The sequence below is a fragment of the Sphingobium sp. TomMM35A genome (assembly GCF_054771735.1).
Genome location: NZ_BSRC01000001.1, coordinates 894,778 through 918,226, shown reverse-complemented (window position 1 = coordinate 918,226; position 23,449 = coordinate 894,778). Strand labels below are relative to the sequence as shown.

At 60.3% G+C, this 23,449-nt stretch carries 20 protein-coding genes and 1 tRNA gene; 10 read left to right on the top strand and 11 right to left on the bottom strand.

The features are described 5' to 3' along the window. The first annotated feature begins 107 nt into the window (after positions 1–107). A tRNA-Lys gene (locus ACYU8T_RS04590) sits at positions 108–183 on the top strand. Between the two features lie 88 nt (positions 184–271). Here ACYU8T_RS04590 and ACYU8T_RS04585 read toward each other — a convergent pair. The 6 genes from ACYU8T_RS04585 to ACYU8T_RS04560 are packed head-to-tail and all read right to left on the bottom strand — an operon-like array spanning position 272 to position 7,918. Further along, a complete protein-coding gene (locus ACYU8T_RS04585; protein WP_461158652.1) occupies positions 272–1,318 on the bottom strand; it encodes a UDP-glucuronic acid decarboxylase family protein in 1,047 nt (348 codons plus the stop codon). Between the two features lie 31 nt (positions 1,319–1,349). After that, positions 1,350–3,530, bottom strand: coding sequence for a CgeB family protein (locus ACYU8T_RS04580; RefSeq protein ID WP_461158651.1), 2,181 nt, complete (start codon positions 3,528–3,530; stop codon positions 1,350–1,352). Further along, positions 3,527–4,651: a CgeB family protein gene (locus ACYU8T_RS04575; protein ID WP_461158650.1), complete on the bottom strand. Its 1,125-nt coding sequence runs from the start codon at positions 4,649–4,651 to the stop codon at positions 3,527–3,529. Before ACYU8T_RS04575 ends, ACYU8T_RS04580 begins: the two co-directional genes overlap by 4 nt. After that, positions 4,648–5,730, bottom strand: coding sequence for a glycosyltransferase family 4 protein (locus ACYU8T_RS04570; protein ID WP_461158649.1), 1,083 nt, complete (start codon positions 5,728–5,730; stop codon positions 4,648–4,650). The genes ACYU8T_RS04575 and ACYU8T_RS04570 overlap by 4 nt, the downstream gene beginning before the upstream one ends. Then, entirely contained in the window at positions 5,730–6,809 is a 1,080-nt protein-coding gene (locus tag ACYU8T_RS04565; protein ID WP_461158648.1) for an SDR family NAD(P)-dependent oxidoreductase, read from the bottom strand. Before ACYU8T_RS04565 ends, ACYU8T_RS04570 begins: the two co-directional genes overlap by 1 nt. Further along, positions 6,806–7,918, bottom strand: coding sequence for an SDR family NAD(P)-dependent oxidoreductase (locus tag ACYU8T_RS04560; protein WP_461159749.1), 1,113 nt, complete (start codon positions 7,916–7,918; stop codon positions 6,806–6,808). The genes ACYU8T_RS04565 and ACYU8T_RS04560 overlap by 4 nt, the downstream gene beginning before the upstream one ends. A 267-nt stretch (positions 7,919–8,185) precedes the next feature. Here ACYU8T_RS04560 and ACYU8T_RS04555 point away from each other — a divergent pair, with 267 nt between their 5' ends. Genes ACYU8T_RS04555 through ACYU8T_RS04530 form a run of 6 tightly spaced genes read left to right on the top strand, consistent with a single transcriptional unit; the run spans position 8,186 to position 13,773 of the window. Next, positions 8,186–8,812 carry a histidine phosphatase family protein gene (locus ACYU8T_RS04555; protein WP_461158647.1) on the top strand — a complete coding sequence of 209 codons (627 nt, stop codon included), beginning with the start codon at positions 8,186–8,188 and terminating at the stop codon, positions 8,810–8,812. Then, the gene (locus ACYU8T_RS04550) at positions 8,809–9,636 is read left to right on the top strand and encodes a TIGR04290 family methyltransferase (RefSeq protein ID WP_201514284.1); all 828 of its coding nucleotides are present in this window, start codon (positions 8,809–8,811) and stop codon (positions 9,634–9,636) included. Before ACYU8T_RS04555 ends, ACYU8T_RS04550 begins: the two co-directional genes overlap by 4 nt. Next, positions 9,633–10,556, top strand: a complete 924-nt coding sequence (locus ACYU8T_RS04545; RefSeq protein ID WP_461158646.1) for a glycosyl hydrolase — start codon at positions 9,633–9,635, stop codon at positions 10,554–10,556. Before ACYU8T_RS04550 ends, ACYU8T_RS04545 begins: the two co-directional genes overlap by 4 nt. Positions 10,557–10,568: 12 nt before the next feature. Then, positions 10,569–11,714 carry an inositol-3-phosphate synthase gene (locus ACYU8T_RS04540; protein WP_461158645.1) on the top strand — a complete coding sequence of 382 codons (1,146 nt, stop codon included), beginning with the start codon at positions 10,569–10,571 and terminating at the stop codon, positions 11,712–11,714. After that, positions 11,714–12,739: an MDR/zinc-dependent alcohol dehydrogenase-like family protein gene (locus ACYU8T_RS04535; RefSeq protein WP_461158644.1), complete on the top strand. Its 1,026-nt coding sequence runs from the start codon at positions 11,714–11,716 to the stop codon at positions 12,737–12,739. The genes ACYU8T_RS04540 and ACYU8T_RS04535 overlap by 1 nt, the downstream gene beginning before the upstream one ends. Continuing rightward, the gene (locus ACYU8T_RS04530) at positions 12,736–13,773 is read left to right on the top strand and encodes a Gfo/Idh/MocA family protein (protein WP_461158643.1); all 1,038 of its coding nucleotides are present in this window, start codon (positions 12,736–12,738) and stop codon (positions 13,771–13,773) included. Before ACYU8T_RS04535 ends, ACYU8T_RS04530 begins: the two co-directional genes overlap by 4 nt. Here ACYU8T_RS04530 and ACYU8T_RS04525 read toward each other — a convergent pair. The 5 genes from ACYU8T_RS04525 to ACYU8T_RS04505 all read right to left on the bottom strand — a co-directional run bounded on the left by ACYU8T_RS04525 (position 13,770) and on the right by ACYU8T_RS04505 (position 19,056). Then, on the bottom strand, positions 13,770–15,056 hold the full coding sequence (locus ACYU8T_RS04525) for a Coenzyme F420 hydrogenase/dehydrogenase, beta subunit C-terminal domain (protein ID WP_461158642.1): 1,287 nt from the start codon (positions 15,054–15,056) through the stop codon (positions 13,770–13,772). The genes ACYU8T_RS04530 and ACYU8T_RS04525 overlap by 4 nt on opposite strands. 106 nt (positions 15,057–15,162) lie before the next feature. After that, entirely contained in the window at positions 15,163–16,248 is a 1,086-nt protein-coding gene (locus tag ACYU8T_RS04520; protein WP_461158641.1) for a polysaccharide pyruvyl transferase family protein, read from the bottom strand. Further along, entirely contained in the window at positions 16,249–16,710 is a 462-nt protein-coding gene (locus ACYU8T_RS04515; RefSeq protein ID WP_461158640.1) for a DUF6165 family protein, read from the bottom strand. Positions 16,711–16,714: 4 nt separating this feature from the next. After that, on the bottom strand, positions 16,715–17,620 hold the full coding sequence (locus ACYU8T_RS04510) for a glycosyltransferase family 9 protein (RefSeq protein ID WP_461158639.1): 906 nt from the start codon (positions 17,618–17,620) through the stop codon (positions 16,715–16,717). 398 nt (positions 17,621–18,018) lie between these two features. Beyond that, a complete protein-coding gene (locus ACYU8T_RS04505) occupies positions 18,019–19,056 on the bottom strand; it encodes a rod shape-determining protein (protein ID WP_097091709.1) in 1,038 nt (345 codons plus the stop codon). Between the two features lie 658 nt (positions 19,057–19,714). On the opposite strand from ACYU8T_RS04505, the gene ACYU8T_RS04500 reads away from it, so the two are divergent. From ACYU8T_RS04500 to ACYU8T_RS04490, 3 genes are all read left to right on the top strand, one after another. Then, positions 19,715–19,939 carry a hypothetical protein gene (locus tag ACYU8T_RS04500; RefSeq protein WP_461158638.1) on the top strand — a complete coding sequence of 75 codons (225 nt, stop codon included), beginning with the start codon at positions 19,715–19,717 and terminating at the stop codon, positions 19,937–19,939. A 290-nt stretch (positions 19,940–20,229) separates the two neighbouring features. Further along, positions 20,230–21,621 (top strand): sugar transferase, encoded by a 1,392-nt coding sequence (locus ACYU8T_RS04495; protein ID WP_461158637.1) that lies wholly within the window; start codon positions 20,230–20,232, stop codon positions 21,619–21,621. A gap of 753 nt (positions 21,622–22,374) precedes the next feature. Further along, the gene (locus tag ACYU8T_RS04490; RefSeq protein ID WP_461158636.1) at positions 22,375–23,448 is read left to right on the top strand and encodes a hypothetical protein; all 1,074 of its coding nucleotides are present in this window, start codon (positions 22,375–22,377) and stop codon (positions 23,446–23,448) included. Position 23,449: the final 1 nt, after the last annotated feature.

Here is a 23,449-nt window from a genome sequence, read left to right as displayed (position 1 = left end):
AATTTTCTGCAGCGCCGCGATTTACTGTTTGCAAAGCCGGAGGATAATGCTAACCGCCCGGCCACGCCAAGACGAGGCTCCGAACGGGGCAATCCGAAAGCGAGTGTGGACGCATAGCTCAGTTGGTAGAGCAGCTGACTCTTAATCAGCGGGTCCTAGGTTCGAGCCCTAGTGCGTCCACCACCCTCCCCTTATTCCCAAATAGTTAGCAGCGGAATCTCGCAAAGCCCGGGAGCTACGGAGATCACCTGGATTGGTGGACCCGCCTCCACTATTCCGCTGCGAGACCGGCGCTGGCTGTCGAGGCCGCTCCCGCGATGGCGCCATCAAAGGCGTAGTCGGGCATCTGCGAAAACAGCTCCTTCTCGAAGAAGGCGCAGGTAATCGCGAGCCCCTCGGCCAACGAGACGCGGGGTTCCCAGTCCAACAGTGTCCGCGCGCGCTTGATATCGGGGCGGCGGCGCCGGGGATCGTCGATGGGCAATGGCTTGCGGATGACGCGTGACCTGGTGCCGGTCTGCGCCCTGACCAGTTCCAACACCTCCATCATGCTATATTCTTCCGGATTACCCAGGTTGATGGGTTGGAGGTCGGCCACGTCCGATTCCATCAGACGCATGAGCCCATCGACCATGTCAGACACATAGCAGAAGCTGCGCGTCTGCGATCCGTCGCCGTAGATGGTGATGTCTTTCCCCGACAACGCCTGGCAGACGAAGTTGGAGATGACCCGTCCATCGTCCGGATGCATGTTGGGGCCATAGGTATTGAAGATGCGCGCGACCCTGACATCCGCGCGGCCCAGGCGGGCGAAGTCGAAGGCAATGGCTTCGGCGGCTCGCTTGCCCTCGTCATAGCATGCACGGGGGCCGGTGCAGTTCACCCAGCCACGATAATCCTCACGTTGGGGATGCGCTTCAGGATCGCCATAAACCTCACTGGTGGAGGTGAGGAGGAAACGGGCGCCATTCTGTTCCGCGAGCCGCAGGAGCCGATCCGTACCCACGACGCTGGTCAGCATCGTATGTTCAGGGTCTGCCTGATATTGCGGAGGCGACGCTGCGCAGGCGAGATTGTAGATGCGCGTGATTTCCCGGCGGCGTGTCACGGCATCAGGCAACGGATCGACGATGTCGGCACGGATGAAGCTGAAGGCGCGATGGCCCTCCAGCATTTCAACATTCACTTCGCGCGCAGTCTGGAGATTGTCGAGGCAGATGACGTCATGCCCCTGCTCCAGAAGAGCGCGGCAAAGATGGGAACCGATAAAGCCAGCTCCGCCTGCGACCAGCGACACATTTTTCTTCATGCTTATCATCCGTTGTTATCCTTCTCCCTTTGCCGGGACGTCATCCTGCGAGTGCGACCTTATGCTGCGCCTGCATCGCCGAAGCTTCGTGGAGGTAGGTTTCGAGCTGCTGCGCGCGATGGTCGGCGGTATGTTCGGCGAGGATGCGGGCGCGGCCCGCTTCGCCGACAGCCGCGCGCTCCTCATCCAGCGCGACGATCACCTGCTCGGCATTCCAGGCGAACAATATCTCCTTGTTCGGTGTCAGCAGGTCGCCAAGGCCTGGCCAAACGTCCGAGATGATCGTGGTCCCGCAAGCCCCCGCCTCGAACAGCCGGACGGAGGGTGACCATCCCGCCTCAATCATGTCGGCGCGCGTCACGTTGAGGGTGAAGCGTGAGGCCGAATAGAATTCGGCATGGTCCTGCGGGGGCAGATGCTCGATCCGCTCCACATTGGCTGGCCAATCGATGTCCGCCGGATATTGCGGACCGGCTACGACGAAGCGCCGGTCAGACATCAGCCGCGCGGGTTCGATCAGCAACCGTTCCAAGGTGGGCTGGCGATCTGGACTATACGTGCCGAGATAGGACAGGTCCCAGCGCTTCGGCACATCTATCGGCCGGTAGGCCGCCGCATCGACCGAACAATAAAGTGCCCTCGCCATGGGCGAGCCATATTCACGCTCCAGCAGATCAAGCGTCGGGCCGCCAGTGAAAGAGCAATAAATGTCATATCCGGAGATGAGGTCTGGTGAGAGATAGTCACATTTTCCCGCACGCACATCCGCCAAGGTGACCGGCGTGTCGATGTCGTAGAAAAGCGTGGTGCCGCGGGCATGGCGCAGCACATATTGGCCGACCGCGACACCTTCCGGCACATAAGAACCGACCATGACCGCGTCGGCACTTTCGATCTCCCCGCGCCAGTGATCGAGCGAGGGAAGATCATCGTAGAACGCCAGACGGCAATAATCTGGATCCACTAGGTCTCGCTGGCTGGCATACCAGGGGACATCACGCTCAAGGAACAGAATGTCATGCCCCCGCTTGGCAAAAGCCGACAGCAGGGCTCGGAAGGTGGTGGCATGGCCATTGCCCCAGGAGGATGAGAGGCTGAGGCCGAGGACGACGAGTTTCATGCTCTTTCCATCTCCTGTTGCGGTGTCTTTGGCGGCGCGCCGTTCACGCAGAATGGCATCCACCTGCTCTCCACGCAGGGCATAGCTGTGTTCGGCGCGGACGCGGGCCAGAGCGGCTCGGCCAATCATCCGCGCGCGTTCGGGGGTGAGCGTAGCGAGGTGGTCGGCGACGTCCTGCCCGTCGCGGGCGACCAGCACTTCCTCATCAGGCTTCAGGAACAGCTCAATGCCTTCCCAGGCGTCGGTGATGAGGCAGGCTCCTGCTCCCGCTGCTTCGAATACGCGGGTGGCAGGAGAGAAACCGATATGCGCCATGCTGTCGCGCGCGACGTTGAGCACCGCGAGCGGCGTACAGTTGAACGCATTATGTTCCGCCGTGTACACATGGCCGCGATGGCGAACGTTCGACGGCATCGCCTTGCTTTCCCATCCATTGCCACCGATGAGAAAGCCGCGTTCTGAAAGCAACGTGGCGGGCTTGAGGAAGAATTCCTCGACCCGGGCTTCACGGTCCGGCAGGCGATTGCCTAGAAACGCCAGGTCGCAGGCGAAGCGCGGGTCCGGTTCAACCGGGAAGTGGCTCTGCGGATCGAGGGCGTTGTAAACGGGAATGCAGTCGCGCGCGCCCATTTCCCGATAAGCGCTCACCACCGGATCGCCGCCACCATAGGTCAGCACGAGGTCCAGCCCCGGGAGCGCCCGCCGGACAGCATGATCGGGCGCGGCCCGCATTTCATCCAGGGTAGCCGCCGCATCCACGTCCCAGAAGATGCGAAGTGCATCAGGGCGAGCGCGCTCCATCACGCCCTGCAATAGCTCGTCATCGAATACGCCAACGCCGCTCGCCTTCACCACGACATCAGCGTTCGCCGCCTGATCCATCACCTCATTCAGCGCTTCGGTCGTGGCAGGATAGACAACCACGCGCGCCCATTCAGGCGGATCGATGTCGCGATGCTGCTGGCGATCGAAGGCGTCGGGCTCAAAGAATGTGACGTCATGGCCGCGCTCAGCCAGCTCACGCAGGATGCCGCGATAATAGGTCGCCGCCCCATTCCAGTAGGAGGAAAGCAGGCTGGAACCGTAGAAGGCAATTCTCATGCGACATTCCTTGCAAGCGAGATCGGTGTGGCGGAGGCATCGAGCGACGCGATGATCCCCAGAAGCTGCTCTGCGCGATGCGCACAGCTATGGCGGCTGCGTATCGTTTCCAGTCCGCTGCGGATCAGCGACGCGCGCAGGTCCGGATCGGATGCAACTGCGCGAAGATGATCCGCCATTTCCTTTCCATCGCGAGCGAACAGGAAGTCTTGCCCGGGACGGAAGAGATGCTCGCTATCCTCCCATGGCGCCGACAGCAGCGGAATGCCGCAGGCCAGCGCTTCAAACACGCGGATGGTCGGGATGCCGGGCAGCAGCTGCGTGTAATAGCGGCGCGGCACATGAACCGTGGCGAGATGCTGCGCGAAGATGGCGGGCGCGCGAGCATTGGCTGCCCAGCCATGATAATCTACGCCATAGCGCTTCAGTGTGGCGAGGGCCTCGTCAGGATAGCGTACCCCGTATATATCGAGGGGCAAGTTAGCCTGTGACGCGGGGCGAAAAAGGAAATATTCCAATTCGGCTGTTCGCTCGCCATCGCCCCAGTTTCCAACCCAGACGACGCCTTGGCGATCCTGCTCCACCTGAGGCGGACGGAAATGCTTGAGGTCTGCTGCTTCGTGCCAGGTCCAGACGCGGTCGCCCCAGCCCCAACGGCGATAAACCTCGGACAAGGTCTCACCGAACGCCAGCACCCCGTCATAGGCCGACAGGTCGAAAGCGCGGATAGCCTGGGGGTCTGAGACGGCACGGTGGTGCGTGTCGTGGAAGAGGAGCGTGCATGCCGCGCCTCTTGCACGGAGGCTGCCAAGAGTGGCTACCAGCGTGGGATCATTCCATTCATGCACGATGACGACCTCGGCACCATCAATTAGCGCTTCCGGTTCACTATCGGGCCCATAGCTGAAGGTTTTGAGTTCAGGGTAGGCGGCATGAAAGGCAGAGAGGCCTGCTTCGCCATGATCCGAAAGAAGGTTGGAGAGGCTCCAATTGCCTTGCGGCTCCAGCGCCAGCACATCATGGCCCAGAGCGGCCAGTTCGCGCAGCACGCCGCGAAGGAAATGCGCGTTGCCATGGTTCCAGCATGATAGCAGCGAGTGGGTGAAGTAGCGGATCTTCATGCGGCGACCCTTTGTTCGGCCATGGCATAGTGGTGAGCCATCGCTCCCGCCATGGCAGCGGGGATGTAGCGGTGGGCGCGTTCCTGTGCCCTCTGCCCGGCGTCCAGGCGGGCAGCGCGGCTGCTCAGCATATGCTCGATCGCGCGGGCATAGCCTTTGGCATCGTGCGCATCGACGAAGGTGGCAGCGCCTTCCCACAACTCACGGAATGTGGGGATATCTGATAATATGAGGGCGCACCCGGCTGATGCCGCTTCGAGGACGGCAAGCCCGAACGGCTCGTAAAGCGCTGACGAAGCGAAGACTGGCCGCTCGCTTAGCCTCTCGGCGAGCCCAACCTCATCGAGCGTGCCGATCGCCTGAAGCGATTCTATGGCAAGCGCACCGCCATGTGGTGCGATGACCGGTCCTGCGGCGAGAAAGGGAGCGCTGATCCGGGCAGCAGCCTCATCCAGCACGCGGACATTCTTGCCGTCATCCCATAGACGCCCGGCCGTGAAGACATAATCGCGCATTGGTTTTCGCGCCGGGACTGGCAGAGCCCGGCCATTATGCACTGTAAAGGGCATGACGCCATAGACCCGCCGAACCGCCTCTGCGAAGGCTGTGCTGGGGGCGATCGCAACCGCGGCATGCTGAAGGCCGCGCGCCACCATCTCTGTCCGCCAGACGAAGTCCTCGGGCATGTCTCCGCCATGGACCGCCGCCCACCAGGTCGCGACGCAGCTATGCTGGACCGCGATGACAGGGCAGGGATAGCGCCCGATGCTGACGAGGGCGGGAGTGTGAAGTTGAACAAGGTCGGCGCCGAGATCGCCCGCCATCTCGGCCAGACGCCGCTCAGCGTCGATCACCGGCGCGGGATCGGCCGCCAGCCAGTCAAGCTCAAGTCCGCTGTCGACCAGGCTGATATTGGCCGACCCGGCGATACTGTCGCGGGCTGCTTCATTGGGAGACGGTCCCATGACCGCAAGCGTGACCTGGTAACCAAGTGGTTCGAGGGCGCGGGCAAGGTCGGTGGAATATTGCCAGACGCCGCCGACGGCATCGCATGTGAGCAATAGATGACGCATCGCCATCAAAGCGCCCTCGCCGCCATCGCGGGGGCCGCGACGGCCTTACCCTCCGGCCGTTCAGCAAGCAGCCATTCCGCCAGGTCGGCGACCCCCTTCTGCCATGGCGTTCGGGGTTTGAGATCCACCGCCTTCTGAAGCTTGCGCGTATCCGCCACGAAATAGCGCTGATCGCCCGCCCGCCAGTCCGCCATGTCGATAAGTGGCTGGCGGCCGACATAGTCGCCAATGAACTTCAAAATCTGGTGCAGGCTGACGGCATTGTCCGGCCCGCCTCCCAGGTTGAAGGCCTGGCCGCTGAGCCTGTCGATGTCGCGCCATACCGAAAGATAGGCCCCGACCGCGTCCCGCACGTCGAGAATGTCGCGAACCTGACAGCCATCACCATAGAGGATGATGCGCCGCCCTTCGATCGCGCTGATCAGGAAGTGAGCGACCCAGCCCTGGTCCTCGGTCCCCATCTGCCGCTGACCATAAATGCAGCTCATACGCAGCACGGCCGTGGGCACGCCGAAGCTGCGCCCATAGTCGAGCACATATTGATCCGCCGCCCCTTTTGAGCAGCCATAGGGGGTGTGGAAGTCGAGCGGGCGGCTTTCGTCTATGCCATGCTCGCGCAAGGTGCTTTCGGCCGGATGATAGGCGCCGCCCTCAAGCCGGAACTCTACATCCTCAAGACCACCATAGACCTTGTTCGTCGATGCGAAGATCACCGGCGGCGGAGAAACGCAGCGCCGTGCGGCCTCCAGCACGTTGAACGTGCCGAGCATATTGACCTCAAGGTCTGCGCGCGGATCGGAAAAGCTGGTGGTGACGGCGACCTGCGCCGCCATGTGGAACACAGCCTTGGCCTTGGCTACAGCCCCCTCCACCTGCCCCTCATTCCGGACATCAGCGATGATGGGGACGATGCTGGCCCCATGGCGTTGTTCCAACCATTTGAGGTTCCGCTCGACCCCCGGACGGGCAAGGCTGTCATAGATGATGACCTCCTCGCCTTCCCCAGCCAACCGGTCGGCGATGTTGCTGCCGATGAAGCCAGCGCCACCGGTAACAAGAACGGGTCTGCGGTCGGGCGGCGTCATGCGACCAGCCCTCTCGCTTCGAGTTCGGCGCGCGCCTGATCGACGCGGTCGTCGGCGGTCTGCTGCGCCACCCATTCGGCCAGTTCGGCGAGACCTTCCTGAAAGTCCTGCCGTGCTCGGAAGCCGAGTTTCTCCTCCGTCAGGCTGGTGTCGCAGAAACAATGACGTATGTCGCCTGTGCGCGCCTTGCCGACAATCTCGGGCTCGATGCTGTTGCGCCCCATCGCCTGCGCCAGCTTCTCCGCCACTTCCGTAACAGATCGATCATGGCCAGAACCGATATTGAATGTGCCGCCGGCCGCTTGCGGCAGTTCAAGCGCGTCGGCGAATGCGCGGGCGACGTCACTCACATGTACGAAGTCGCGGCGTTGCTCGCCATCTTCGAAGATCATCGGCTTCTGACCGTTCAGCAGCCGGGATGCGAAGATCGCCAGCACGCCAGTGTAGGGATTGGAAAGCGCCTGCCCCGGCCCGTAGACGTTGAACAGTCGCAGGCAGACGCCCTCCATCCCATAGGGCGCCGTCATGATATGGGTCGTGCGTTCCTGCACATATTTGTTGAGCGCATAGATGGACGCGAGATTGGGCCGCTTCCATTCCGGCGTGGCGATCGGCGTGAGCGGGCGCCCTGCTCCGTCAAGGGGTTCCCAAATCTTTTGATTGTCTCGAATGGCGCCGCGCTCTGCATCCTGAACGACCTGGCCGTCCGCGTCGCGATACAGCCCCTCCCCATAGATGCTCATCGATGAGGCGGTAACAACGCGCCGGACGGGGTTGCCGATCAGCCTTTCAAAGAGAACAGCCGTCCCCACATCATTGACGGATGTGTAACGTTCCACCTCATACATGGACTGGCCCACGCCTACCTCGGCGGCGAGATGGATAACGCTGTCCACGCCTTTGAGGGCATGCTCGACCACATCGCCGTTGCGCACGTCCCCGCGGATCAGTTCTACCTCGCTATCAAGATCCCCGGGCCGCTCACCATCGCCGTGGACTTGTTCGATCAGATTATCGAGCACGCAAACTCTGTTCCCGCGCGCCAGCAACTCCTTGCAAACCGCCCGGCCGATAAAGCCTGCTCCGCCAGTGACGAGTATATTCTCCACGGCCAATCCCCTCATGATGGTGAAACAGCCGCGGGAAAGGCGGCTCATTGCAGTAGGGCAACAACAGGTAATGGGATCAGCAACATCTTCTTCTACCGGCTAGTTCCCCGAATTTCCGTCCAACATTGACGATAGAGCCAACAGAATATCTCTGATTACTAACCTATATTATCCCCAATAATTTATGTTTATCATTAGCTTTTACTTGCCTACGAAACTCGGATCGGATATGGAACTTTCCTTACTTCGATATTGTTAGCATCATCTATGTTGATGCTTGCGACACCCCAGAAAACACATCAAGCTTGTTTTCACCTCATTCGCCATGGCGCGCATGATGAGTTGGGACGAGTTCTGAGCGGACGCGCGGGAAGCATTCCTTTGAATGAGGAAGGCGGCCGTCAGGCGAAAGCTTTGTCGCGCTGGGCGACCCAAGAACATGTCAGCGCTGTTTACTCCAGCCCCCGCCCGCGCACCGTGGAAACGGCTGCGATAATCGCAGACGCGGCCAAATTGGAGGTACAGATCGCGCCGGATTTGGATGAGCTCGATTTCGGCGCTTGGAACGGCAAGGCCTTTGACGAGCTGAGTGCAGATCCCCTCTGGCAGCGCTGGAATGACAGCAGGGCCACCGCCGCCACCCCCGGTGGCGAAACGATGGCGGCCGCGATCGATCGAGGGGTCACGTTTCTAAATTCCGTGGCGGAAGCTCAGCCGGGCGGCACGTTCCTGTGCGTCACCCATTGCGACATCATCCGGGGCATGGTCGCTCATTTCCTGGGTTTAAGCTTCGACAACATCCTCAAATTCGACGTTCAGCCTGGATCGGTCAGCACGGTGCTGCTCGGCCCGTCCGGCGGTCGCGTCTCTCGCCTGAATGAGGTGCCAGCATGAAGACAGTGAAGATCGCCGCTGACCACAAGGATGATGGCGACCTTCGTCGTCGGATTGCAGAACTGGGTCCTTGGTTTCACAATCTGCACATCGGCGGGATAGAGACCGCGCCTGATCATTTCCTGGGCGATTATCCCGCCTTCAAGTTCGCCCGGTTCGCAGACGCCCTGCCTGAAGACCTCACTGGCAAGTCGGTCCTCGACATTGGCTGCAACGCTGGCTTCTATTCCATTGAAATGAAACGCCGTGGCGCGGCGGAGGTCATAGGGATCGATTCAGACGATCGGTATCTGGCGCAGGCACGCTTTGCAGCCGGCGCGCTCGGCTATGATGATATCAGCTTCCACAATCTTTCGGTCTATGACGTGGCAAAGCTTGGTCGGCGGTTCGATGTCGTCATCTTCATGGGAGTGCTCTATCACCTGCGGCACCCGCTGCTCGCGCTGGACCTGATCCGCGAACATGTCGCGGGCGACTTGCTGCTGTTCCAGACAATGCAACAGGGGTCGGCCGATGTCCTGCTGGTGCCGGAAGACCACCCCTTCCACGTTCCCGGCACCAACCGGCCTCCCACCTTTTTCGACAATCCCGCCTTCCCGCGAATGCACTTTATCGAACGCAAGTTCGCGCATGACTGGACCAACTGGTGGGCGCCCAACAAGGCAGGCAGTCAGGCGCTGTTGCGTGCCGCCGGTTTCACCATCGAGGCCGAACCCGAAGAGGAAGTCTATCTCTGCCGCGTTGCCCCTGTCCCCTATGCGGACCTGATGGGCAGCGCGGCGGTCTATCCAGCACAATCACCGCAGGAGGGAACGCAGGCATGATCGAAGCCGCGATGATCTGGAACGAGCCCAACAACAAATCGCATTGGGACCTGGAGATCGATCCCGACTGGTCCCGCTATGCAGACATGGTGGTCCGGGCCGGATCAGCCATTCAAGACGTTAATCCGGCGGTGACTCGCGTATTGGGCGGCATGTCTCCGATCGATCCCCACTGGGTCAACCGCATGCGCGATCATGGAGCGCTGGATGCTGTGGATGTCGTGGCAGTCCATGGCTTCCCGCTCGACTGGAATTTGTGGCCGATCCATGACTGGCCGGACAAGATTGCGGAGATCGAAGCAGTCGTTCCAGACAAGCCGATCTGGGTGACGGAGGTCGGCGTCGGCTCCTTTGGGGCTGAGGAAGTGCAGGTGTTCGGCGTCAACCGCACGGCGGAACTGCTTGTCGGCCGCGTGCCCCGCATCTTCTGGTACAGCCTTTATGATTTGCCCCAGGAATGGGGGGCAACCACCCGGCACCGCGAGGCCGAAGGGTCGAGCTATTACCGCCATTTCTACATGGGACTCATCCGGGCGGATGGCACGCCCAAGCCTGCGCTGGAGGATTATGCCAAGGTGGCTGGCGACATGGGGTTGATGCAATGGTTTCATTTCGAAGACCCGCGCCTGGATGATGCCGTGGCCTGGATGAAGCGTCTCGGCGTCCGCTACCTTCGTACTGGCCTGTCCTGGGCCGACAGCTTCCGGCCCAATGCAATCGACTGGTTCGACCGGCAGATGGAGGCATTGGCGGACTTCGACGTGACGGTGACCTTCTGCTTCACGCCCGAGCATCTGGGCATCGCCCCCCATCATAGCAGCGCGGTTCACGAGCCCGATGCTTTCGCTGATTTCTGCGCCTGGATGATCGATCGCTACGCCCCCGCATCGGCAACCATGCCAGCGGTTCGCACCGCCTGAAGGAGAAGGAGCATGACGTCATCACCGCATAGCCTGGCGAGGCAGCCGATCAACATCGCCATCATCGGCGTGGGCAATTGCGCCAGCTCGCTGGTTCAGGGGCTGTCCCACTACAGGGCTGAAAGCAATGATCATCTGGGGCTGATGCATTGGGATCTTGGCGGCTACCGTCCTTGCGACATTCAGGTGGTCGCAGCCTGGGACATCGACCGGCGCAAGGTCGGGCAAGATGTCGCGCAGGCCATCTTTGCGAAGCCCAACTGCACCCAGACCTTCTGCCGCGAGGTGCCCGAACAGGGTGTGAAGGTGGAGATGGGCCACATTCTCGACGGCTATGCAGAGCATATGGCGGATTATCCGGACGATCGGACCTTCCTCCTAGCAGAAGAGGAAGCTCAGCCGAGCCGCAGCGATATCGTCAGACGCTTGCGAGAAGCGAAGGTGGACGTGCTTCTGAATTATTTGCCCGTTGGATCGCAGGAGGCGACCGAATTCTATGCGCAATGCGCGCTGGACGCGGGCGTGGCATTTGTGAACAACATCCCGGTCTTCATCGCCAGCGATCCCAAATGGGCGGCGCGGTTTGAAAGCGCAGGTGTTCCAATCATCGGCGATGACATCAAGGCGCAGTTGGGCGCGACCATCGTCCATCGGGTGCTGACCGATCTTTTCGCCAAGCGCGGCGTGAAGCTGGACCGCACCTATCAGCTCAACACCGGCGGCAACACCGACTTCCTCAACATGTCGAACCGAACCCGACTGAAGTCCAAGAAGATTTCGAAAACGGAGGCAGTGCAGTCGGTGGCGGAAACCAGGCTGGAGGATGAGAATATCCATATCGGCCCGTCGGATTATGTCGCCTGGCAGAATGACAACAAGGTTTGTTTCCTGCGCATGGAAGGGCAGCTGTTCGGGGGCGTTCCGATGAACCTTGAACTGCGCCTGTCGGTGGAGGACAGCCCCAATTCGGCTGGAGTGGCGATCGACATGATCCGCTGCGCCAAGGTGGCGTTGGACCGCGGCATTGGCGGGCCCGTCCATCCTGCCGCTGCCTATTTCTGCAAGCACCCTCCGGACCAAATGACTGACGACCGAGCATATGAGGCGCTTGAAGCCTTCATCAATGGAGAGGGCGCGGTGGCGCTGGCGGCGGAATGATGGATCAGATGATGCCCCTCACCATAGATGACGGCCGCGGAGATCATACTGGTTATGCGCCTGCCGCCACGATGCGGGTAGCGACCGTCACGGCACCGGGCACGGTGCGGATCGACCATGCGCAACTTCCTGAGCCAGGTCCGGGGCAGGTCCGGTTGAAGCTGGAGGGATGCGGTGTCTGCGCATCCAATCTGACGCCATGGGCCGGGCCGGAATGGCAGCAATATCCGCTGGAACCCGGGTCGCTGGGCCATGAAGGATGGGGTGTCGTCGACGCCGTGGGTGAAGCTGTTACCAGCGTGAAGCCGGGCGATCGGGTCACGGCCCTCTCTTATGCCAGCTATGCTGAATATGATCTGGCAGAAGAGTCTGCGGTCGTTCCCTTGCCTCCTGCCCTTGATGGCGTGCCGTTTCCTGGAGAGCCGCTGGGCTGCGCATTCAACATCTTCCGCCGGGCCGACATTCACGCTGGTCAAACCGTCGCCATAATCGGCGCCGGTTTTCTGGGCGCTATATTGACGCAGCTCGCAACCGAATCTGGCGCTCGCGTGATCGCCATATCGCGTCGGCAGTCCTCGCTCGATCTCGCCCGCAGCTATGGTGCTGCCGAAACGATCGTGATGGACGACCATCACGCCATCATCAATCGGGTGAGCGATCTTACCGGCGGCCGCTTTTGCGATCGAGTCATTGAGGCCGTGGGCAAACAATGGCCGCTCGACCTGGCAGCCGAACTCTCTGCAGAGCGCGGCAAGCTGATCATCGCAGGCTATCATCAGGATGGCCCGCGCCAAGTCAATATGTGGCTCTGGAACTGGCGTGGGATTGACGTCATCAATGCGCATGAGCGCGATCCCGCCACCTATGTGGAAGGCATCAGGGAAGCCGTCGAAGCTGTCGCGTCAGGCCGACTGGACCCGGCGCCGCTCTATACGCATCGCTATCCGCTTGAGCAGCTGGGCGAAGCACTAGACGCCACCCGCGACAAACCGGACAATTTTGTGAAGGCGCTGGTGATCCTATGAACCTTTCCTCAAGCGAAGCCCTCGCCTCCGCAATTACTCTCCCTCGCCCCCGGCTGGGGTTCCTTGGCGTCGGCTGGATCGGCCGCAACCGGATGGAAGCGATGCTCGCGACCGGCGGCATCGAAGCTGCGGCGATCGCCGACGCGTTCCCCGGCAATACGGCGGACGCTGCGCTGCTTGCACCGGATGCTGCACAGCTGGACTCGTTGGACGCCTTGCTGGAGCAGTATCTGGACGGCATCGTCATCGCCACGCCCAGTGCGCTGCATGCCGAACAGTCGATCCGTGCGTTGGAGCGCGGCATTCCTGTCTTCTGCCAGAAGCCGCTGGGGCGGAGCATCGCCGAAGTGGAGGCCGTGATCGCAGCCGCCAAGGCGTCCGACCGCCTGCTGGGCGTTGATCTCTCCTATCGCGGGACCGAGGGCATACGCGCGATCAAGCAGCAAGTCGACGACGGGGAGTTAGGCCCGATCCATGCAATCGATCTGACCTTCCACAATGCTTATGGTCCCGACAAACCCTGGTTCTATGATCCTAAGCTGTCAGGAGGCGGCTGCATGATGGACCTGGGGGTTCATCTCATCGATCTCGCTCTCTGGACGCTAGGGTTTCCGCAAGTGGACCGCATCGACGCCGACCTGTTCAGCAAGGGTCAGCCACTGACCGACAGGGATAGCCAGGTCGAGGACTTCGGCATTGCCACGCTCCGCCTTGCCAACGGATGCGTTGTGCGCATCGCCTGCTCCTGGCACCTTCCTGCGGGGCAGGACGCCGTCATCACCGCAGACTTCTTCGGGAGCAAGGCAGGTGCAGCCTTCCGCAACGTCAACGGCTCCTTCTATGACTTCAAGGCGGAGCTTTTCCATGGCACCGCGCGGCAGACGCTGGCGGAGCCAGGCGACGCTTGGGGCGGGCAAATGGCGAGTGCCTGGGCAACGCAACTCGCCCGATCTCCCCGCTTCGATCCGCAATGCGAAAGCTTCGCCGCCGTCGCGGCCGTCATGGACGGTATTTACGCCGCAAGCCTGCGTTAGCCAAGCCGCCGTTCCGCCCAGTCGAATGCTGCGCCCAATCGCCCTCGTGAATAGGTGACGCCATGATAGAGCTTTAACATCAGGCGCCCCCAAGCCATGAAGATGCCCGGTCGTCCCAGCCTTTTCGCCAGCTGGAATGCACCGCTGCTCCCTCGGCTGATCATGTAGCGCAAACGGTATATCAGCTTACGACGCCATCCAAGATGGTGATGCCCCGAGTGTACACGTTTACGCGGCTTTCCGCCTCGCCGGCCCCATCCGAGGCGATAGGCGAGCCCTTCCCGCCGCTGCCGGAAGCCCGCTGCTTGAGTCTCCCGCACAAAGTCGGCATCGACGGCGCTGAGCGCGACGCGGCCTTGCTCCATCCCGTTTCGCAAAAGCGCGTGGATCTCAGGGGACCGTACGACCACGACGTTGGTCCCGCGACCATCCGAAGAATAGGGTTTTACCCACGCATCACCGAAGCTGATGTCGGCCGTCTCCGCCACTACATCATCACAAAAATCGCACGCGCTGTTCTGGAAGAAGCCAGATCCCCAGTCGCCATCGACGAGGTGCCACCAATCCTGTTGCCGCTCTTCACCATTCCGGCAAGAAAGCTGAGCCCTGTACCAGTTTGCCGGACGGCTCGGGTCCTTCAGCCGATACTCCACCCGTGCCACATCGCGCACATCGACGCCCATCTGCCAGCCGAAGCTCTCTACCATGTTCCGGCTCTTCATATGGCCGCACACCAGACCCAGCGTGAAAACGATGCGCTCACGCAGCACCGTATCCTGCGCGCAGGTCAGGTGAACCGATTTGATAAAGCAAGGAATGCCGACAATGGCATAACGGCCCGGAACGGCACGAATTTCCTCCAATATCCCTGCCATATCGACCGGATAATAGCGGGACTTCGCGCCCCGGTTCAGCGCATCGAGATCACGCGAGATGCTGTAGCGAAAGAAGCGCCCGCCTGCGTCGGGATCGGCGGGTGCCACATGAGCGATGCCATCAACCAAGCCGCGCTGCAGCAGTTCTGCCGCGACCCAACTTACCATGCCGCCCGAACTGCCCCGATCACGGTAGCTGTCCTCCAAAGCGTGCCCAACATAGGCTCCCTCAAACCGGCCAATCCACTGATCCGATCCTGCCGCCCTGGGGAAAAGACGGGCCGCAATGCTATCTTCATCTTCCGACTGAGGCGAGAATGGGCAGAGAGTTGAGAAAGCACGGGTCCGCGAGCGCATCCATTCGCGCGGTCCATCCGGCTTCAACTGCCCTTCGCCATCCCAATCCATCCGGGCGCCGCTGCAAGCCGCCTCGGCCACACATGCCCCGCACCCGATGCAAAGGCCGGATCGCACCATGTCCAGTGGACTGACAGGCTCATCCCGACCCATGACTTCAGGGCACCAGCGCGTGGAGAAGATAATCGGCTGAATGTTGCCGCAACCGCGACAACCGGTCGCTCACTCGATCGTCAAGCGGGTCGGTAAGTAGAGAGGCATAAAGTCCCGCGCCCGATCCCTGCCGGGCCAGTCGGCGCTCCAATCCCAAACGCCGTATCAAATCATGAACCTTGTTGGCGCGATAGGAAGATGGCACCGTCACGAACGGCTTCTGATTTAAAATCGCAAAAACGCAGCCGTGGAAGAAGCTGGTCACGACGGCATCCGCGCTCGCCATGAAACGCGCAAATTCATGCGGTCCGCAGGCGAGGCGCTGCTCATCGGCCCAATCATTGCGGTAGCCGATGCTGACGATCCGGCGGCCGCTTTTCATGGCCCATGCCCGGACATGATCCGACAACCAGCTGGGGAAATTATGTCCGTAAACGGCTACCACCCCCTCCCCTTCCCTCTCTTCGCCAGCGAATTGCGGCGGGAACTGAAGACACGGGTCCAGCACCAGGGCCGGATCAACATCCAGCGCCGAGCGAACCATGCTCCGGCTATTCTCATCCCGCACCGAAAGCGAAGCAAAGCCGCGCAACTGATCCGCCCAATAGGGCGGAAGTCCATCGGCAGCATCCTGATTGCCGAAGCTGGCGGCATAGGAAATCACCCGCCCGCGAAGGCCGGTTCCATAGAATGTCGCGCATCCCCCGTACCAGGGGTGGCGAAGGTTCCACACCTCGTCACTGCCTACGATGATAGCGTCATATTCCTCCAGCTTGTCCGGGCAGTGGAGAGGAAAAGCGACTGACAGGGGCAACTGAGCGAACGCCTCTAAAAATTTCCGGGTCTTGCGCCCGTAGGCTGCGAAGTCCGACCTCGGCGTCGGTTGAGGCAAGGTTGGACGAAAGGCGCATCTGATTTCGGCCCTTGCCGCAGCTGCGCATTCGTGATCCAGCAGCACCGCGTCCGCGCCCAACGCTCTCAGGCCGTCTACCAGGCAACGAGCCTGCCAATAGGAACCATAGTTGATGCAACGGTGAAAGGTCAGGATGCCAAGGCGCCTGCCCAGAAGCGGCTGATGCCTGCCGTGCATCTAACGGGTCCGGTCCGCCAACGACGCGCCTTCTCGCAAGTGGCACTGGAATGCCCCCGAATTCTTACCCTCCGTGGCATAGCTTTTTTCCTCCACCAATTCCGATTCCAGCACGCGGTTGATCTCACGCTTTATGGCCGCCCGCCGATCGTTCATCTGGTAAACTGAGCGAGCCAAAGCGACGAAACTCGTCCCGAAATCGACGGCGGCCTCTCGTTCGCGGATCGCATCTTCGATATCCCACAATGCTTCATTCACCTGCTTCAGGCTGTGACGCAACGGCTCGACTTCGGGCACCTTCAACGCCTCCGCGCCGATGACGCTCAGCAGCCGATATTCCCTGCTGACATTTCTATGGGCAGAGATCGCTTCGATGCGGGCACGCTTGATCTCCAGTATCGTCAACTTGTCAATCAACTCGCCCCAGGACACGGGCACCGAAGGCGTAGGCATCTGTCCCATTGCACTAACCTTTCGCTGACCCGGTATAGCGCATCGCCAGATCGCGCCGAACCTGTTCCACCACTGGTTCCCAGCCGCCGCCATCCTGATCGGCATAGATGCGCATCGACGGATACCAAGGCGTCCGGATGCCAGCCGCGGGCCAGCGCCAATCCGGATTTGCGTTAAGCAGCAACCAGACCGGCTTGCCCATGGCCCCAGCCAGATGAGCGATCATCGTATCGACCGTGATTACGAGGTCCGTGGCCGCGACCAAAGCCGCCGTCGCCTCCATGTCAAAGGGACAGCCCTCCCGATTGATGACCGGAAGCGTGGTCGGCTCAGGCATCAGACTGAGGCAGCGCGCTTCTTTGCACAGCGGGGACAGCAGTTCAGGGGCGATTGATCGGGACGGGTCCCACTCCCCCGCCCCATAACAAAGTCCAACCGTGCCGCGCGGCAGCACTCCAGGACTAGCAGTAAGGTAAGGAACGGATGTGTCTTCAGGCCTCGCTTTCAACGCGAAGCCCAGCTCGGTTATCTCCATGTCGCATTCCGATGGCGGGAGCGGCCGTGCCTCGTCGAAAGGAAGAAAGCGGATGGACGTTTCGCCCGCTCGCGTTGCTGATCGCTGCAAAACAGGCAGCAACCGTGGCTGCACCTCCAGGGTCAGCGATCGCGTCCTCGCTCGCAACAGCGGAAGAAAACGGACGAACTGGATCGTGTCGCCCAGTCCATGGTAACAGCGTATCAGGCAGTGCTTACCGCGATAGGAACGGCCGTCCCAAACCCAACGCATATGATAGGGAAGCGTCGGATCGTCCCGCCTGGCTGGATCACGCTCTGCCAACTCCTGTTCGGCCAGCGCCCAAGCGGCGGCATATTCCCCTGCCCGCATAGACGCTATCCAATGTGACATGCGGTCGGCCATGCCCTTCAAAATCCGCGCCTACGACGCAAGTTCATGTTGGTTGCCGATATCCCAGGTTAGCGGCTTGAACCTGGCGCCCAGCGGTCTCGTTTGACCTTCCGGTCACCATGGCGAGGACAAGTCCGTAGAATATCCCCGAACCATTGGAAGCGCCTTCGCTCGACCGGACAGGCTCGCGCGGATTGTGAAGATGATGAGCGCGGGGATCGTCTACCTACGCCAGTGTTGGCGCCAGATGGCCTTGGCTTCCTCTGGATAGCCGTATCTGCCGATGATGTAGCCCATCAGTTGTAGGCGCGCGCACAAAGGGCAGGTGGACCAACCCGTTCGGCTGGCTAACTACAGATGTCGCTTTCCTTTGCGCACTGGCGCTTGTAGGCAGCTGCTTGCTCTAACGATCAGGAAATGGCGAGGACGCCCTGATAGGCGTTATCTTCCAGAGCCTTCCCCGCGCCCATCGCAACGCACATCAGCGGCGTCTCTGCGATCTTCACCGGCAGGCCTGTTTCCTCCATCAGAGCTTCATCGAGCCGCCGCAGCAGCGCGCCGCCACCGGTCAGGGTGATGCCTTCCTCGATAATATCCGCCGCCAGCTCAGGTGCGGTCTGCTCCAGCGCGGTGCGCACCGCCATCTTGATCTGGCCGACCGGTTCAGCGAGCGCTTCGACGATCTCCGCTTCGCTGATCGTCATTTCGGCCGGGCGTCCATTCACCAGGTCCCGCCCCTTGACGATGATCCGCCGCCCCTCACCGTCAGGCAGGGTCGCCGCGCCGATTTCACACTTCACCCGCTCCGAAGTTGCTTCGCCGATCAGCAGATTGTGGTTGCGCCTGATGTGGGAAGCGATGGCATCATCCATGCGGTCGCCGCCGACGCGCGCGGAGTTGCTATAGGCGATCCCCCGCAGCGACAGGACCGCGACTTCCGTCGTCCCGCCGCCAATGTCGACCACCATTGCGCCGCGCGGCTCCGTCACCGGCAAGCCCGCGCCGATCGCTGCCGCCATCGGTTCCTCGATCAACTGCACATGGGCCGCCCCCGCATTGGCGGCAGCGTCGCGCAGAGCCCGCCGTTCCACCATGGTTGATCCCGAAGGCACGCAGACCACCACCTCATGACGGCGTCCAAACCGGCTGCCGTTCAGCGCCTTGTCGATGAAGTGTTTGATCATCTGCTCAGCCACGTCGATGTCTGCGATGACGCCATCGCGAAGCGGCCGGATTGCCTGAATATTGGCGGGCGTCTTTCCCATCATCAGCTTGGCTTCATTGCCTACGACCTTCACGCGGCGGAAACCTTGCTGGGTCTCGATGGCTATGACCGACGGCTCATTGAGGACGATCCCGCGATCGCGGACATGGATGACTGTGTTCACCGTGCCAAGGTCGATGGCCATGTCAAACGCGGAGGACGAAAGGAACCGTGGTAATTTCATTGAAGGATGGCGATCTTTTCGGAAGGGACGGCTGGGCTCGCCCCTGCCTACGCGCCCGCGCGAGCAGAAGAGGCCTGCGACGACCCGTCCGGTTACTGGGGCCAGCCGAATTGCTTTAGCTCGGTGCCCCATCAAAAAACCCCGCTCTCAAAGCTGAGTAGCGGGGCCAGTTTGGGTCGCAATGCGGGCATATGCCTGCGCTGAACAATAGGTCATGCCGCTGAACTGATTTCAAGATACACAAATTTGATCCAGATGAAGAGGTCCATTACTGGAACGGATTCAAATGGTTGTTCAAAGGCATAGGCGGGCATCTGACGACGACAAATAACCTAATTTATCGAATTTTTAATGACAGGCGGGCCGCCATTTTCTGCTCCTCGCCTCAATGGCATCTGATCCTGCTATCCATCTTGTGAGATGCGGTCGATTAGCCGCCACAAGCGACGATGCGTCAATTCGCTGTCTTCCAAACTGAACATGATGGATTTCGGACCACGGCATGTTCCGCTCCATTCTTCGGAGATCTTTCGCGGCCACCAAGATCATGTCTGGGGCGTTGCTCCTTAAGAAGCGTAGGAAAATCCTGACAGACCACTTCTTTTTTGAGCCAGTTTTCCTATGTGATATAGGCGCATATTGCTCGGGGCCTTTGCAGATGATCGACTTGTCACCTCAACCTCAGGATAAGACAGCCGATACAACGGAATTGTCCGTCGCGCCCCGGCACGATCCTGCGATCAAGACGTCTTCTCCAAAGAAGCACTTTGAGCTCTTCACATATGAGAATGCCGAAACCGGCATCCAGTTCTGCTCGCGCTGGGCCGGCCCCATCGTCTTGCTTGCGACACTGGGCCTGCTCGGCTGGTGGCTGGTCAGCTGATTCGCCAATTGCCTAAGATGATTCGGGCAAGCTGCTCCGTTCAGTGGTAAATTTTCGCTTGCACATTTCCGCCATTGAATTTCGGGTCGTCGTGGAAGTCGGGCGTCACAGCCGCTGAGCCGAACGGATCATCGGAAAAGAGCGTCCGGGTGTCCCATGCATGATTGTCAGCCTCTCACATTTATGTCCTGCTGCTCCGCAACATAATCTCAAGGCAGCGGATGTCTGATGCATGCAAGTTGTCTTTCGGGACGGCTGGCGATTGACGTCAGGACAAAAAAGGGTTGCAGATGTCGAAAATCGATCTGGCGATCGAGGGTTTCCCTAGTCGTCAGCCTACAACAGCCGCCATTCAGCGGAATGTAAGGCTTTGGCTGTGCCTGTTGCTGGCAGCGGCCGATATGGCAGCGCTGGCGATCGGCTTTGTTCTTGGTCTCCGCGCATCTGGTGTGCCATTGGTCTTCGCCGATCTATGGCAACCACTTGGCGGCGGAATGGTCGTCTACGGCATTGTGGCCTTTCACAATCAGGCCTTCAATTCTGTTTGCCTTACCCAGTTGACGCCAAGCTTGCGCAACGCGGCGCTCGCACTTGCCGGGACATTGTTGATCTTTCTTCTGACACTGTTCTCTCTGAAGGCAACAGGCCAACTCTCACGTCTTGGCATATCGTCCGGCATCATATGCAGCGTAACGCTGCTGGTCGTGCAGAGACTTTTCATCGTGCGCGCCGTGCAACGGAATTTCAGCGACAATTTATTTGCGCAATTGATGATCATTGATGGCGGCGTCATTCCCGATGATGTCAGCGGCATGGTGATTGTCGATGCAGAAGCGGCGGGCATCAAGGCTGATCTTGACGACCCATATATGTTGCATCGCCTCGGCACATTGCTGCGGGACTTTGATCGTGTGGTGATATCCTGCCCTGGAGATCGCAAGACCGATTGGGCGCAAATGCTTAAGGGTGGCAACATCCTGGGCGAAATTATCGTGCCTGAGCTGGACTCGATGGCGCCTTTGGCGGTGCAGAACCACCGTGGCGTTTCAACGCTCGTCGTAGCACGCGGCCCGCTGAACCTTGCCAATCGCGCGCAGAAGCGGCTTCTGGACATTGCCATCACCGTTCCGCTGTTGATTGCATTGGCGCCGTTGATGATCGCTGTGGCGATCGCTATCCGGCTGGACTCGGCCGGCCCCGTCTTTTTCAAGCAAGAGCGCATCGGCCGCGGAAACCGGCTGTTCCACATCTTGAAGTTCCGCAGCATGCGTGTGGAGCAATGCGATGCTGCGGGAGCGTCATCCACGCGCCGCGACGACAATCGCATAACGCGGGTGGGCGCATTCATCCGGAAGACGAGCATTGATGAACTGCCGCAGTTGATCAATGTGCTGCTCGGCGAAATGAGTCTGGTCGGACCACGTCCCCATGCTTTGGGATCGACGGCGGAAGAACAACTGTTCTGGCAGGTCGACCGCCAATATTGGCATCGGCATGCGCTGAAGCCCGGGATTACGGGACTGGCTCAAATACGCGGATTTCGCGGAGCGACCGAGACTCGCCGCGACATACTCAACCGCGTCGAGGCAGACCTGGAATACCTCCATGGCTGGAGCCTAATGCGCGATATCGCCATCCTGATCGGGACCTTCAGCGTGCTGGTGCATCGCAACGCCTATTAAGGCGATCAGTTACAGATGGATCGCGTGGGATTTTTGCACCACCTTCTTGATTTTGCGATAGAGCGAGGCGCACCTGATCTTCGCGCCAACTATTTGTTAACCGTAAAATAGGATATGTCCGTCATCTGAAACAGGGCGGATTTATCAAGTGGCAGACGATCTTGCGCCGGTCGCAGTTGCGCGACCTTCTTCCACAGGCGGCTCAACGGCTCGTCCCATTCCTCCCCAGCCATCATTGGCCCAGCGGCCATTTGCCGACCGCGCCGATCGCGGCGTCGAGATTCTGTCTCGCTGGGCGGGGATTTTCAGCTTCGCAGCTGCGGTAGGCGCGATAGGCTGGCTACTCATCTCCTGAAACGCATATCCTTCGTTTCTACAAAGTTGTGAATCCCTCTTCTCTTTTCCTTGCTGCCAGATGAACAGTTGTCAGCAGGCGACATGCGTTGCTGATCAGTCGTTTTTGCGATGAAACGAAGCGTGGTTTAGTTACGACAAGCTGCGCCTGCAGAGGTTCGTTTTGTCCCCAAACGCGACTAGCATGCCCTCATTGCTGCAATGCAATAAAGGGTTGCACATTTGGCTATTGCTTACACTCCGCGTTTTTGGAGGCGCCTCAGCGCGCCTGCCATACAAAATTTCTTCATTGTTCACAGAGCAGCAGCGGTAGCGGTCAGCTGCGCTGCCGTTGCCGCTACCCCTTCTGCCGTCACCGCCCAGTCAGCAAAGGTTGATGAGGGCGCCCGACTGAAAACATTGGGGCTGCACGCGACGGCGGGCATCGATCTTCTTTATGATGACAACGTCTATCGCGTCGATGATCAGATAGAGAACCCGACAAAAGACATCATTGTCACGCCTTGGGCCGAGCTGACTTATGGCAAACCAATAGGACGTCACGATCTTCTGCTGCGTGGTCGTGTCGGATATGACCAGTTTATCTCCGAAGGTCAGCGGAGCAAGTTGCGGCTCGATACCGAAGCGAAGGCGGTGATACGATTTGGGGCGACTTGCTCTGTCACACCACTTCTATCCTATCGGCAGCAGCGCGCCGATTATGGGGATATCAACCAGCAGACCGAAAATCTCCAGCGATTCGCCACATTCGGCGCGGACCTGAGCTGCGAACGTCCAGGCCTTTTCCCCGTCGCATCCTATCGCCGCGACCTGACCCGCAATGATGACGCCTTTGATTTCGCGGATCAGACCAGCGACACTTACATGGCGGGGATCGGCTATAATATGCCGAGCCTGGGCACGCTGACGGCATTTTACGAGCGCGTGAACAGCGATCGTAAAAAGCTGGGGATCGAGAACCGCACCAACAGCTATGGACTACGGTTCAAGCGCGAAGTTTCTCCGATCACGCAGTTGGACGCCGAGCTTCGCTGGCTGGACGTAGATAGCGACTCTCCCGCGGTCGGCAGTTATAATGGCCTGGGTTGGGACGTCAGTGTTTCCACCGGCATCGTACCGCGCCTCAAGCTGACGGCCACGACCGAGCGCAGCATCGTCAACGACAGCCTGATTGCCAGTGGCTTCGCAATCCGCAGCCGGCACAGGCTGGCGGGCGAGTTCGCGATCTCGGAACTGACATCAGCTGGCTTTTATGGCGAGTTGGAAAAGCGGAAGTTTCGGCAGGATGCCGCCTTGCGTCCATTTTCGATCACGGCCGACCGCAACCAGCGCTTTGGCGCGATGCTGAAGCGCAAGCTGTCGGACCGTTTCGACCTCTCGCTCGATGCGCAGCGCTATAAGCGGCGCACTGATACGGATGTCGCCGAATTTAGCGGAACCCAGGTGACGCTGGGCGCGGCGATCAGATTTTGAC